This is a genomic window from Stenotrophomonas daejeonensis (assembly GCF_001431505.1).
GTDB lineage: Bacteria > Pseudomonadota > Gammaproteobacteria > Xanthomonadales > Xanthomonadaceae > Stenotrophomonas > Stenotrophomonas daejeonensis.
Genome location: NZ_LDJP01000045.1, coordinates 16,677 through 30,006, shown reverse-complemented (window position 1 = coordinate 30,006; position 13,330 = coordinate 16,677). Strand labels below are relative to the sequence as shown.

Genomic DNA, 13,330 nt, shown 5'->3' with positions numbered 1-13,330 from the left:
GTGTGGCGATTGAAAGTCCCTGCCTCGTATCTGACCTGACGCGCCGGACTCCCAGCCAACGGCAGATGTTTGGGAGCCAATTCCCGATACAGCTATCCTATGGACAAATCGCCTAGGGAAGGGTTTCGTACATGTCATCTTCAGCTGCCTTTCAAAAGCCGCGCTGGCTTCGGGATCTTGTCCGGTTCCTGCCACTGAAGAGCCAGTTCGTTCTCTCCGGAAACGTCGGCGATCTGCAGGTCAGCGAGGTTTCGCCGGGCGTACTGACGCCGCAGACCTTCAGTGTGAACCTGCGCGACGCGATGCTGGAAGCCGGCTTCAGCCAGGTTGTCGGATGGGACCCATTGACGGGGTTCAGGGTGCTTGGCCGCCCCGGTAGCGATGACGCCGGTGCCCCTGACGCAGGGGACGCCTTGCTCCGCGAACTGGGGATGACCCCGGTAGAAGGTGTAGCGGCCGCCGGCCCCGACCTGCTGAGCACGACTCTGCCACGAATTGTTGACCGCAACGGCGAGCCCATCGCGCTGATCGTCGATTTCGCCTCCCGGTTGGTCGTGCGCAACGATAGCTTGGCCCCAGCCGAACACCAGCTTTTCACTCGCGCGTTGGTGCTTTCCCACAGCGCCCGGGCGCGGCCCGCCGGCGAGGCCCGCAAACCCTTCTTCAATACTGTGATTTGGGTCGTCCACAAGGAAGGTGACCTGCCGGACTGGCTGCTGGTCGACAACCCCCGGCTGCGGCATATCCCGGTATCCAAACCCGACCTGCCCGCGCGTCGGGCGATTGCCTCAAGCCTGCTGCGCGGCCTGGACGGTGGCCGTGAGGCCAGCGCGGAAGCGCTGCAGATGGCCGCCGATGCCTTCATCGAAAGCACCGAGGGGTTGCTGTTGCTGGACCTCAACGCGATCGCCCAGTTGGCGCGTGTCGAAGGGGTGCCCATGGCGCGCATTTCCGATGCAGTGCGTCGTTACAAGGTCGGCGTGACCGAGGATCCCTGGCTGAAGATTGACCGTCGCCGGATCCGCGAGGCTGACGACTTCATCAGCCGCAGGGTCAAGGGCCAGACCCATGCGGTTACGCACATGCTGGACATCGTCAAACGCGCCATGACCGGCGTCGGTGCCAGCCGCAAGGGCAACCGCCCGCGCGGCGTGGCCTTCCTTGCCGGCCCGACCGGTGTCGGCAAGACCGAGTTAGCGAAAACCGTCACCAGCCTGCTGTTTGGCGATGACAACGCCTATATCCGTTTCGACATGTCCGAATTCAGTGCCGAACATTCCGATCAGCGATTGATCGGTGCCCCTCCAGGCTACGTTGGCTACGACGTTGGCGGCGAACTCACCAATGCCATCCGCGAAAAGCCCTTCAGCGTGGTGCTATTCGACGAAATCGAGAAAGCCCACCCGCGGATCCTCGACAAGTTCCTCCAGATCCTGGACGACGGCGTCCTGACCTCGGGCCGCGGTGACCGAGTCTACTTCTCCGAGGCGCTGATCGTATTCACATCGAACCTGGGCATCTATCGCCAGGACGAAAACGGCGAGCGCGTTGCCAACGTCATGCCCACTGATGCGTTCGATACTGTGCAGCGCAAGGTGGAGAGCGAGATCGAACGCCATTTCAAGCTGGTGCTGAATCGGCCGGAGATCCTCAACCGCATCGGCGAGAACATCATTGTCTTCGACTTCATCCGCGAGGATGTGGCCGCACAGATTTTCGCGCAAATGGTGGATGCCACGCTTGCCGACCTGGGCGAGCAGTCGCTGCAGGTGGAACTGGCCGAACCCGCGCGTGCTGCGCTGCGCAGCTTGTGCCTGAGCGATCTGTCCAATGGTGGCCGCGGTATCCGCAATCAGCTCGAAGCCCACTTCATCAATCCGCTGGCGCGTGCGTTGTTCGACCAGGACGCGCAGCCGGGCCAGCGCTTTGAAGTGGAAGATCTATCGAGCGCGGGACTGCAACTGGTGCCGCGTTGAGCACAGTGCTTGACTTGTCACGCGTGCACTTCCCGGTGACCACCTTGGGGCCAGGGCGGCGCCTTGGCATCTGGTTCCAGGGTTGCAGCATCCGCTGCCCAGGCTGTATCTCCGCCGATACCTGGGGAGCAGGTCGCCACCTCGCGACCATCGCGAGCTTGCTCACGCAGATCCAGCCTTGGTTGACGGAAGCAGATGGCATCACCATTTCAGGCGGTGAACCGTTCGACCAGCCCGAGGCACTGCTCGAATTGCTGCGGGCGCTGCGTCAGCTCGGGCAGCACGACATCCTGGTCTATAGCGGTTATCCGCTGGAGTACCTTGCACCGGTTCTTGCCGTTGCCGAAGGGCTGATCGATGCATTGATCTCCGATCCCTACGAGCAGGCGCTGCCGCAATCCGTCGCCCTACGCGGCAGCGACAACCAGCGTCTGCATCTGCTTACAACGGTTGGCCGCGCGCGCTTCTCAGGCTTCGAGCGACCACTGCGCCCTGAAGACAAAGCGCTGGACCTGATGCTCGACGAAGACGGCAGCGTGTGGATGGCCGGCATCCCACGCCGCGACGATCTACTGCGCCTGCGCGCATTGCTGCGCGAGCAGGGCCACCAGCTGCAGGTCAGCGCTGATACCGCATTGCGCGGCCCTTACGAGATCCTCCGCAAATGATGCGCTTCTGCCCCAATTGCCACACCGAACGTGACCTCCTTGAGCTCTTCTGCGAAGGGGTAGTTGGGGGACAAGCCTGCAGCTGGGATCTCTCCAGCGAGCCCATCCGTGCCGCTGGCTGGCGACCGCAACCTGTCATTACCCACGACGCTCCCCTCACTCCGGCCAGTGCCGAAGCCGATGCGCCGGCATTACACTGCGTTAACGGCCACCCGCTGCAGGCCGGCGATCTGATGTGCCTGGAGTGTGGCGGTGAGCCCGCCGCATCGCAGCCGCCGACACCTCAAAGTGAAGACGCAGGCAGCACGGTAGCTGATGATGCTGCCGAGACACGCATTGACGGCTGGCGTCTGCTTCGCGAGATCAGCCGCACCGACGGTGTGCGCGAACGCTACCTCGCCGAGCACGACGACGGCAGGCAAGCGGTCCTTACCTTGTATCGCGCCGGTGCCGAGCCGGACCCGGCGGTCTATTGCGTGCTGCGCCGGCTGCCCCGCGAGCATGTGCCGGACATCATCGCGACTGGTCGTTGGAACGATCGCGCCTACGAAGTCGCCGAAGAACTCACCGGCGGCACCCTCGCCTCGTTGGGCATCGTCATCCACGACCTCGATGCCGTGCGGCATGTGGTGCGCGAATTGGGCCAGGCGCTGCACGCGTTCAGCGAAGTCGGGTTGCGCCACCGCGACCTGCGCCCGTCCACACTGCTGGTGCGCAGCCGTGAGCCGCTGGACCTGGTGATCAGCGGCTTCGGCTCGGCGCGTCTGTCCGAGTTCGACCTCGATATCGTGTCGCCGCTGGAGATCAGCCGCTACATGGCGCCGGAGGCCATCGCCGGCGGTGTCGCTGCGGCCTCCGATTGGTGGAGCCTGGGCATGATCCTGCTGGAACAGCTGACCCAAGGCGCCTGCTTTGACGGGGTCAACCCGAATGCTTACCTCATCCACGTACTGGCAAACGGTGCGCTGCTACCGGATGCGCTGGACCCGCAGTTGAACCTGCTGCTGCGCGGGCTGCTGGCACGTGATCGCAACCAGCGCTGGCAGTGGCCCGAAGTACGTGCCTGGCTGGATGGCGAGCCGGTCACCGCGCCTGCTGGCGCGCAGGCCGAACAGGACGCCGCCAGCGGCGCGACGATCACGCTGGGCGAACGACGTTTTCACAAACCGGCGCTCTTCGCACTGAGCGCCGCAGAAGAGCAGCACTGGGCGCAGGCACTGGACCATCTGTTGCGCGGTGTGATCGTGACCTGGGCCGAGCAGGTCGGTCTTCCGCCCAAGTCAATCGCGGGCCTGCGCAATGCCGCACAGCATGTCGAACTTGAAGACGACTTCCGTCTTCTGCTTGCGCTGAAGATCCTCAACCCGGACATGCCGCTGATCCATCGGGGACAGATCGTTACCCCCGGCTGGCTGCTCGAACATCCGCTGGAAGGCTACCGGCTGATTACCGGTCCGGTACCGGATCTGCTGGAAGCCCTGGGCAGTGAAAGCTGGCTATGGCGATTGAAGATACGCGCCGATCAGGTGCGCCAGCGCGCCCGCCATCAAGGTATCGAGCTGGACGAGGCACAGCTGCGCATCTATCTGCTGTCAACCTCGCGGGTCCGCTTGGCAGCGCAGTGGCAGGAGCGCCAACAGCTGTTGCCCGATAGCGAGCACGCAGGCATCCGCTCGCTGAGCGAACGCCGGCTGATCGGCGAGGAAGACCTGATCGTCCTGCTTGGCGCGGGCATCCATCAGTTCCGTTCAGTGGACGCCATCATTGACCAGGCCAAGCTGCTGGCGTTCGAGGCCGGTGTGCTGCAGTTCGATCCTGCAGTTGCACGCACGCTGTTGGCGCTTGAACGGCGGGAGCTGTTCCTGCGCGTGGATGAGCGCATCGTCGGCTTCGCCCGCTGCGGTCTTCGCCAACCCGATGCCTGGGCTGATCAGTTCCGGCTGGAGCGGCGCATGCCGCTGGCCAACGCCCTGGTGTTGCTGGCGGTGCCGGCAGAGAACTGGCTGGAACCACAGAAGCAGCAATACATCACCCAGATCCTCGACTTCTTCGAGAAGAAGGTGACGACCAGCGTGATGCGCGGCCCATTGGTACGCATGATCATCGGCAAGACCACCGCGCGCATCGATCTGCACGAGCTCGATACCACCCGTCGTCCTGCCGCTGCACTGCTTGATGCGCTGCTGCAACGGCAAGCCCGCGCCGTGGACTTGGACCCGGTAGCGCTGGCGGCCAGCCAGCCGTTGCTGGCCCGTTTGAACAGCCTTCAACGGCAGAGCTCGCTGTACAAGCGTGACACCGGCATCGACGGCCTGCACCTTGGCTTTCCCTTCCTGCTGATCCGCGACTCACAGAACACCCGCACCCGCATTGCGCCCCTGCTGCTGTGGCCAGTGAAGCTGCAGATGGAACTGGGCAACCGTGGGCGGATTGCGCTGGCCTTCGATAGTGAGCGCGAGGAAGTCCGGCTGAATCCGGCCCTGGAAGCCCTGGTGGGAGCTGAAGCCTGCAAAGCCTGGCGCAGGACGGCGGATGAAGTATTGGGTCGTTCTTCGCTGAAGGCCGCCGACGTGATGGATGCGTTCGGTGTGCTGGCCAGCCCGCGTGCGCGGGTGCTTGAGGCGCTTCCCCCGGCCTCCACCGAAATCCCTGTGCATGAGGTCGAGCTGGCCTGTGCGGCGGTGCTGTTCCACGTCACCTTCATGGGCCAGGCACTGGGTGAGGATCTGCGTCAGCTCAAAGCCTTGTCGCCCAGCGGCACCGGTCTGGAAACCGCGCTGCGCCTGGGCACCGCCTCGGCGGAAGCCCCGGACGCGGCACCGGCCGAACTGGATCGTTTCTTCACCGCCTCCAGTGATCCCTCGCAGGAGGACGCCGTCTTGCAGGCACGGCAGACACCGGGCCTGTTGGTCGAAGGCCCGCCCGGTACCGGCAAGAGCCAGACCATCGTCAACATAGTGGCCGATGCCATCGGTCGACAGAAAAGTCTGCTGATCGTCTGCCAGAAGCACGCTGCACTGGAAGTCGTGCACAAACGGCTGGTGGCCGAGGGGCTCGGCAATCGCGTGGTGATGCTTGATGACGTCAATCGCGATCGCGAACGGGTGATCCGCGGTGTGCGCGAACAACTGGAAACGCTGTTTGCCACTGACGGTCCGACCTCACGCAGCTGGCAGGCGCAACGCGAGCGGCTTGCCGCCCGTATCGAATCGCTGGAGGGCGAGCTGGACCGCTTCCACGCCAATCTGCATGAGGTTGATGAACGCACCGGGCTGAGCTATCGCCAGTTACTGGGCGAGCTGATTGAACTGGAACAGGATGGGGCAACGCTGGCGTTTCCGGCACTACGCCAGCGCTTGGGTGATATCGATATGACCGAGCTCGCGCAGCTGGAAGAGGCCTGCGCGCCGCTGGCTCGGCTGTGGCTTCCCTCCAATTACGAAGCAAGTCCGCTCGCACGTCTGCAGGTCTTTACGTCTGATGCCTCCACCTTGCAGGCCTTCCAGCACGACTTCCGGCAATTTGTCGAAGCCGAGACCGCCAGGATCGAGATACTGCAATCGCATCCGGCGGGTTTCGAGGTTGCCGAGCCGACGCCCTATCGCGAGTGGCTGCAGGGGCCGGCGCGCACCCTGCTCGAACTGGACGAAGGCCAGCGACAACGCCTGGCTAGCTGGCTGCCGCTGTTCCGTGCATCTGCAACCGGTGACACTGGCATCGGCGTACGCACGCTCGCCTCGCTGGACCAGATCCAGCGCGACCTGCGCAACGCTGCATTGCAAAGCCATTCCCCGCTCCTCTCACCCGCATTGGCTGCCCTGCCCTCGCCAACCCTGGATCGTCTGGCCAGTCAGGCTGGCGCGTTGTTGAATGCGACCTCCTGGCTTGCGCGCATCAGCCCTTTGAACTACCTACGGCGCCGTCGCGTATCGGCCTTCCTCGCCAATCATGGCGAGACGAAAACAGGCACGGCGCAGCTCGGCTGCTTGCTTGCTGCAGCGAAACTCGAACAGTACTGGCGGCCGTTGCGCGCGGCGTTCTCTGCTGCGCAGCTGCTGCTGGAACTTCCGCTCCCCGATGTAGCAAGCGGCCCTCTTCTTTCGGCGCAGGTCGCCGATACCACCGACAAACTCCGCGCCGCGCAAACGCTCGCCGCATCCATCGCTACGGCGCCACGGACTGCGGCACTGGAAGCGGCGGTGCGCTCGGGGACCCGCCAAGCGCTGCTGGCCATGCTGACGGAAACCGAAGCCGCGCTGGCGCAGCAATCAGCCCGCGAACGCAGCCTTGAGCGTCTGCAGCGACTGGCCGACTGGGCCAATGCCGACTGGGTCGCACAGCTGCGCGGCGCAATCGAGCAAGGCCATGACAACCATGCCACGCTCGACGAGCTGACGCAGGCCTTGCCAACGCTGGCCGCATATCAGCAGTTCCGCGTGCGCGCCGAGCAGCTGTCGCCTGCGCAGCTGGCCTTCTTTGCCCTGTTGCGTGAACGCGTCACTGAGCTCAAGGGCATCGCCGATGAGCGGCTGGACCTCAGCGTCCGCCACCTGATCAATCGCGAAGCGCGACTGGGATGGAAGCAGCGCATCGAACGCACACAGCCAGCATTGCTGCTGGACCAGACCGAAGCAGCGGGCAAGGTGGACGCGCTGGCGCAGGCGGATGCACAGATGCGTCAACTCAACCGTGAGATGCTCGGTACTGCCATCGACAGCCAACTGCTAGGCACCCGCAAGCAATGGGAAGACGTAACCCGACTGACAGGTCGCCGTTCCCGCCGTCTGCGCGAGTTCATCGAACTGGGCGCGGGCTTGGGCCTGATGCACCTTCGTCCGGTATGGCTGATGAACCCGGACGTCGCCAGCCGCGTACTGCCGCTTCGTGCCGGCTTGTTTGATACGGTGATCTACGACGAAGCCTCGCAGATGCCGGTCGAATACGCCTTGCCCACGCTGTTCCGTGGACGGGTGATGATCGTCAGCGGCGATGAGAAACAGATGCCGCCGACGGCCTTCTTCTCCAGTCGCATCGAGAGCGATGAAGCTGAACTGTTCGATGGCGAGACGCCCACGGAGGACGCCGAGCCGGAAGAGCAGGAGCAGTTCGAGGACACCTGGAACCGGCGCGAGATCAAGGACTGCCCGGACCTGTTGCAGCTGGCGCGCAGCGTGCTGCCAACCACCACCCTGCAGATCCACTACCGTTCCGCCTATCGCGAACTGATCGGTTACTCCAATGCATCGTTCTACGGCAATCGGCTCAGCGTGCCGGTGCGACACCCGGCTGCGAGGATTCTGCAGGCGCGTCCATTGGAGCTGATTCGTGTCGATGGACTCTACCAGGAACAAACCAACCCGCAGGAAGCCGAGCGCGTGGTCGACTATCTCGCCGAGCTTTGGCGCGCGCCGGTGGAACAGCGCCCATCCGTCGGCGTGGTGACCTTCAACCGCAAGCAAGCCGACCTGATCGAAGAGCGGATGGAAGAGCGCGCAACGCTGGACGATGGTTTCCGCATGGCCTTCGCCGAGGAACGTGAGCGCCGGGATGGCGGCGAGGATATGGCGGTGTTCGTCAAAAACGTCGAGAACGTACAGGGTGACGAGCGCGACATCATCGTGTTTTCTTCCACGTTCGGGCGCAATGGCCAGGGCACCTTCCGTCGCAATTTCGGCGTATTGGGCCAAACCGGTGGCGAGCGGCGGTTGAACGTGGCGGTCACCCGAGCCCGCGAAAAAGTGGTGATGATCACCTCCATGCCGATTGCCGACATCTCCGACATGCTCACTACCCAGCGTCCGCCGACCAGCCCCCGCGACTATCTGCAAGGCTATCTAGAGTACGCGCGCGCCCTGTCTGCGGGAGAGTTCAGTGGCAGCCGTGCATTGCTGGGACGGCTGCTCACCGACCGCGGCCAAGTTCGCGCGGAGCACCGCCGCCAAGGCGACGGCTTCACCAATGCGGTCGCCGCCTACATCCGTTCGTTGGGGTGGGAGCCGGTAGCGGCCGACGAAGGCGACACCTTCGGCCTGGACCTGGCGATTGAAGATCCGGTTACCCAGCTGTACGCCATCGGCATTGAATGCGACAGCCCGCGGCACCCGCTGCTGCGCCGTGCCCGGGCGCGCGAGATCTGGCGCCGCAAGGTGCTGCAGCGGTCGGTACCGCATATCCATCGGGTGTCGTCATTGGGCTGGTATGGGGATGGCGACAACGAACGCCTGCGCTTGCGCCAGGCAATAGCCGTCGCGCTTACTGATGGCAGCCAAGCCGTTGTGCAGAAGCCGGAAGCCGAGCTCACCAAGGAACAGCCATGAGTGGTCCTAAAGTCGTCCGGCTCACTACCCGCGAAGAGGTCCTGGCGATCTGCGAAGCGCTCCTGAGCCGACTGGATCGTGCTATCGCCAACTGGCACAAAGAATCGCTCCGGCTTGGACAGGAGGACGAGGCGATACTGAACGCTACGCGCGAGCGGCGGGTGCAGCTGCAGCAGATGTTGGTACAGGATGAGTTGTGGCTGCTGCAGAAGCAGGTACCGCTGGAAATAAACTTTATTGAAGCCGATCTGATGCAACGTCAGGAAGCGGCGGTGACAAAAGCGGCCGAACTGCGCACGACCCAGCGCAACCTGAGGGCCAACGCCGCGACCTTGCTGAAGGCACTGCCTGACGGTGCGACGGAGGCCGACGTGGCGTTGGTGCAAGCCTTGGAGTTGATTGTTGCCGGCCGATCGGTCGCCGACCCAGCAGCGATCCTGGCCCAGGGCTTTGGGCGCCTTAGCAGCGCCAATCGAGCCGATACCGAAACGGTAACCGACGCGCAACGCGATCTCGCCCGCGCCTTGCAGACTGATCACCCAAACAAGTGGATCGCGGAGGATCACACCGTTCGCGAACCACGCCTGGAACGCATCGACGGCTATCTGGCACGCCTGCAGACGCTGTACGGTGCCGCGGTAGCCGAGCCCTTCCAGCACCGCTTGGCAGCCATCGAAGAGGACGTGCAACAAGCACGACGCGGACTGCTGCTCGATAGCCTGGTACTGGACCTGGCGGCAGCATCCGTATTTCACAAGGATCTGGGTGAACATCGTCTCGCACTGCGAAACCTAGCATCCGAGCTGGAGGCAATGCCTGGACAAGCCAACTCACCGCTACTGATCCAGATCGCGGATTGCCTGGCCCAACAAGCGCCGGATATCCAACAGACCATCGCGCTATCAACGCAATGCAGCGAAGCCATCGCCGATGAAAATGGAAAGCAGGCAGCAGGTATCAGGCGACGGGCCATGCTCGAAGGCCTGGCCAGCCTGGGCTACGAAGTCCGCGAAGGCATGGAGACGGCCTGGGCCGATGCCGGCAGTGTCGTCCTGCGCAAGGCAGCGACCCCGGGCTATGGCGTCGAGCTTGGCGGCCGCTCGGAAAGCGGACGCCTGCAGGTACGCGCCGTCTCGCTGTCCAGGGCCAATGACCCCGGCCGGGACCGGGACATCGAGAGCGTCTGGTGCGGCGAATTCGCCCGCCTCAGAGACTTGCTTTCAGAGCAAGGCAGCGAACTGACCATTGAGAAAGCATTAGGTGTGGGAGCAGTGCCCTTGAAGTTGATTGAGCTTGAGGGCGACTATGCGAGTGAGAGCACGGGGTGGCACCGGACAATCGACATCTGATAAGGCCTGAAGCAAGATTTCAATACCCCATGCTGCCACACCTACGCGGGACGGTGGTCAGCGTCCAGAGGTACCCACGATTTTCTCGCCCGAGGCAGTGCCATTTTTCTTGGTTCGGTAGTCCGCATCAGCTACGGTTTAAAGCAGGAGTTCATCACCCCGCACTGCCCACAGCAGAACGGAATGGTGGAGCGTGTGATCCGAACACTGAAGGAGCAGTGCGTGCACCGGCATCGCTTCGAGAGCCAAGTGCACGCCCTGCGTGTGATCGGTGACTGGATCGCCTTCTACAACCAACGGCGCCCGCATCAGGCGTTGAAGATGATGACCCCGGACGCGGCCTACGCCGCTACATTAACCGCATGACCTGAGCAGGAATCGATGGGTCATTACAAACTTGGCCATCTCGACCGCCGCCAGATTGCCAAGCTGGTCGGTGTGGCTCCCATGAATCGGGATAGCGGCCAAGGCTCTCGCCACCGTCGCATCCGGGGAGGTCGGTCACCGGTCCGGGTGGCGCTCTATATGGCCACGCTGTCAGCGGTGCGTTGGGACCCGTTGATGAAGGCGCAATACCAGCAGCTGCGCGAGCGCGGGAAACTGGGCAAGGTCGCGCTGGTTGCCTACATGCGCAAGCTGCTGGGAATCGTCAATGCCAGGCGACGCGATGAGCTGCGTGAGGAGAGACTAACCGCAGCCTGAGCGACGGTTTCTCAATACAGTTGCTGAATTAAGCCGCGCCGCGAAGCGGCGTCGGCTTGAATGAATTGTTAGCTGCGCTCTTCACGCAGGGATTTTAATTGATCGACGAATATTCTCGACTACTGGCTTCCATAGTACGCCTTCCGCCTCTCGATAAGACAGCGTGACTAAGATTTCTCGGTTGGGAGTCATAATCTTAATTTGCTCCACTGCAACCGGACCGCCCTCTCCACCCAAACGTCGATAACGGAAAACAAGTGCTGGATGGCCAGATATCAACTCACGAGTTGTCGTAGCGCCGGGCTGCATGTCTTGGTTCTGTTTGGCCATAGGCCCTGACATGATCTGGACTAGTTCTTGCGCAACTGCAGCCACCTCCGCGTCACTAGCCGCGAGCAACTCGGCAGGCGATACTGATGCGGGCACAATCTCTTTAACCCGAACGGCCGCGTAAGTCGTCGTGGGGCGAGAAGTGTAAGCAACAAGGAGCCGTGAGCCGTCAGATCCAGTATCTACGCCCTCGTTTGACATGAGGGCATTGGCTGTTGTTCGAATCGCGGTTGTGAGCTCCTCTGGCAACGGCTCCCATTGCAGTGGAACATCAACTTGCAAGCCGCCACTTAGCGTGAGGCGCTCGAACCCTTCCGTAGGCTCTGGCTGTTGATTTGTCGCCTCAATCAAGGGGGCCGCGTTATTTGAAGCTTTGCGTGGATTCTTGACGGAATCTACGGCCATATGTCCGGAAATCGAGAAAATAACTTTGATCGCGATGAATATAGCGATTGCTACGGCAATGTTTTTTAAAGTTTTCACATCCCCCCCTGTGGAATGACAATGACGCGGCTCAACCCTGGTTCAGTAGCCAGAAGCAGCTAACGCTTGATTAAGCCGCGCCGCGAAGCGGCGTCGGCTTGAATGACTTGTTAGGCCGCGCCATCGCGCGCCGTCAAGACTTGCAGTCGTCTGGATAAATCACGATCTCCGCAATTACATTGCCTTGGTTGTCGTGGTACTTGTAACCCCAGACCACGCCATCTGATCTCAGGCCAGAGACTTTATCGGAGGTGCATATTTCTTTGCGCAGTTTGGGCTCAAGAAGTTCTCTAAGTTGGTCTGCTGATATGTCACTCGGTTTCATCGAGACAAACGTCATGTTGTACGTAAGCTTCTTTTTTGGTCCAGCTACCACGCTATCAGCTCTTGTTTGTTCATCCACCATCATGGGCAAACCCTCATTGATCTGCTTAGCTAAACGCGGCAGACCCTCAATTACGACCTTATCGGGGAAGCTAACCGCAGTCGCAGCCTTCGCAGGCTTTTTGCCGCGATTCAAGGCTCCAACAACTCCGAACGCGATTATCAGCGCCAAAAGCGATCCCAGTCCTTTAAGAATCGCTCCAGAAGCTCGCTCGCCAAAACTGTCCTTTTTGTTATTTTTTTCTTGCATTTCCAACTCCCCCTGAAGGATGCGGGACGCGGCCTAACACTTGAATTAAGCCGCGCCGCGAAGCGGCGTCGGCTTGAATGAGTAAAAAGGAAACTCCCCATCCCTGCGGATAACCGCTCGGTCTTGGAGGACCATGATGGCTCTCACCATCGGTATGTCTGGACGAGGAGTTTCCCATGCGCACTATAACCATTGGTGTGGACCTGGCAAAACAGGTGTTTTCGGTGTGTTCGGTCGACGCGGCAGGGCGTATTCAAGAACGGCGGGATCTTCGCCGGGAGGCCTTCATCCAGTGGCTACCCCGTGTTCCGGAAGGCACGGTGGTGGCGATGGAGGCGTAAGCTTCCCCGTCAAGCAGACATTTCAAAAGTAGAACCTTCGGCGGCCTGCAGTGGCGCCCATCACTGGGCGCGCCTGTGCGTTCCAGCAAGGGGCTCGGTCCGGTGTTCCAAGCGACGGTATTGGCGCTGCTACCCGAGCTGGGTCATCTCGACCGCCGCCAGATTGCCAAGCTGGTCGGTGTGGCTCCCATGAATCGGGATAGCGGCCAAGGCTCTGGCCACCGTCGCATCCGGGGAGGTCGGTCACCGGTCCGGGTGGCGCTCTATATGGCCACGCTGTCAGCGGTGCGTTGGGACCCGTTGATGAAGGCGCACTACCAGCAGCTGCGCGAGCGCGGGAAACTGGGCAAGGTCGCGCTGGTTGCCTGCATGCGCAAGCTGCTGGGAATCGTCAATGCCAGGCGACGCGATGAGCTGTGTGCGGAGAGACTAGCCGCAGCCTGAGCGACGGCTTCTCAAGAAAGTTGCTGAATTAAGCCGCGCCGCGAAGCGGTGTCGGCTTGAATGAATTGTTAGCCGTAATTGCGCGG

Annotated in this window: 7 protein-coding genes and 3 pseudogenes; 8 read left to right on the top strand and 2 right to left on the bottom strand. The window is 62.1% G+C overall.

Annotated features, from left to right (window positions below; all coding sequences use genetic code 11):
- Nucleotides 1–131 precede the first annotated feature (131 nt).
- The 6 genes and pseudogenes from ABB34_RS08050 to ABB34_RS14865 all read left to right on the top strand — a co-directional run.
- Nucleotides 132–1,976 carry an AAA family ATPase gene (locus ABB34_RS08050; RefSeq protein WP_057640802.1) on the top strand — a complete coding sequence of 615 codons (1,845 nt, stop codon included), beginning with the start codon at nt 132–134 and terminating at the stop codon, nt 1,974–1,976.
- Between the two features lie 5 nt (nt 1,977–1,981).
- Nucleotides 1,982–2,644: a 4Fe-4S cluster-binding domain-containing protein gene (locus tag ABB34_RS08045; RefSeq protein WP_057640832.1), complete on the top strand. Its 663-nt coding sequence runs from the start codon at nt 1,982–1,984 to the stop codon at nt 2,642–2,644.
- Nucleotides 2,641–8,961 (top strand): AAA domain-containing protein, encoded by a 6,321-nt coding sequence (locus ABB34_RS08040; RefSeq protein WP_057640801.1) that lies wholly within the window; start codon nt 2,641–2,643, stop codon nt 8,959–8,961. The genes ABB34_RS08045 and ABB34_RS08040 overlap by 4 nt, the downstream gene beginning before the upstream one ends.
- Complete coding sequence (locus ABB34_RS08035; RefSeq protein ID WP_057640800.1) at nt 8,958–10,310, top strand: hypothetical protein; 1,353 nt, start codon at nt 8,958–8,960, stop codon at nt 10,308–10,310. Before ABB34_RS08040 ends, ABB34_RS08035 begins: the two co-directional genes overlap by 4 nt.
- Nucleotides 10,311–10,316: 6 nt before the next feature.
- Nucleotides 10,317–10,676, top strand: a complete 360-nt coding sequence (locus ABB34_RS08030) for an integrase core domain-containing protein (protein ID WP_338062549.1) — start codon at nt 10,317–10,319, stop codon at nt 10,674–10,676.
- A gap of 27 nt (nt 10,677–10,703) precedes the next feature.
- A pseudogene (locus ABB34_RS14865) lies at nt 10,704–11,012 on the top strand (transposase); the annotation flags it as partial.
- A gap of 81 nt (nt 11,013–11,093) precedes the next feature.
- Here the strand turns inward: ABB34_RS14865 and ABB34_RS15240 are convergent.
- A complete protein-coding gene (locus ABB34_RS15240) occupies nt 11,094–11,825 on the bottom strand; it encodes a hypothetical protein (protein ID WP_152979550.1) in 732 nt (243 codons plus the stop codon).
- A gap of 133 nt (nt 11,826–11,958) precedes the next feature.
- Complete coding sequence (locus ABB34_RS15235) at nt 11,959–12,459, bottom strand: hypothetical protein (RefSeq protein ID WP_152979549.1); 501 nt, start codon at nt 12,457–12,459, stop codon at nt 11,959–11,961.
- 176 nt (nt 12,460–12,635) lie between these two features.
- Here ABB34_RS15235 and ABB34_RS15410 point away from each other — a divergent pair.
- A pseudogene (locus ABB34_RS15410) lies at nt 12,636–12,882 on the top strand (hypothetical protein); the annotation flags it as partial.
- A 5-nt stretch (nt 12,883–12,887) separates the two neighbouring features.
- Nucleotides 12,888–13,244: pseudogene (locus ABB34_RS08020) on the top strand (transposase); the annotation flags it as partial.
- Nucleotides 13,245–13,330: the final 86 nt, after the last annotated feature.

Bases quoted from the DNA above. Each gene is read 5' to 3' on its own strand.
- ABB34_RS08035 (WP_057640800.1), top strand. From the start codon at position 8,958: ATGAGTGGTCCTAAAGTCGTCCGGCTCACTACCCGCGAAGAGGTCCTG.
- ABB34_RS08040 (WP_057640801.1), top strand. From the start codon at position 2,641: ATGATGCGCTTCTGCCCCAATTGCCACACCGAACGTGACCTCCTTGAG.
- ABB34_RS08050 (WP_057640802.1), top strand. From the start codon at position 132: ATGTCATCTTCAGCTGCCTTTCAAAAGCCGCGCTGGCTTCGGGATCTT.
- ABB34_RS15235 (WP_152979549.1), bottom strand. From the start codon at position 12,459: ATGCAAGAAAAAAATAACAAAAAGGACAGTTTTGGCGAGCGAGCTTCT.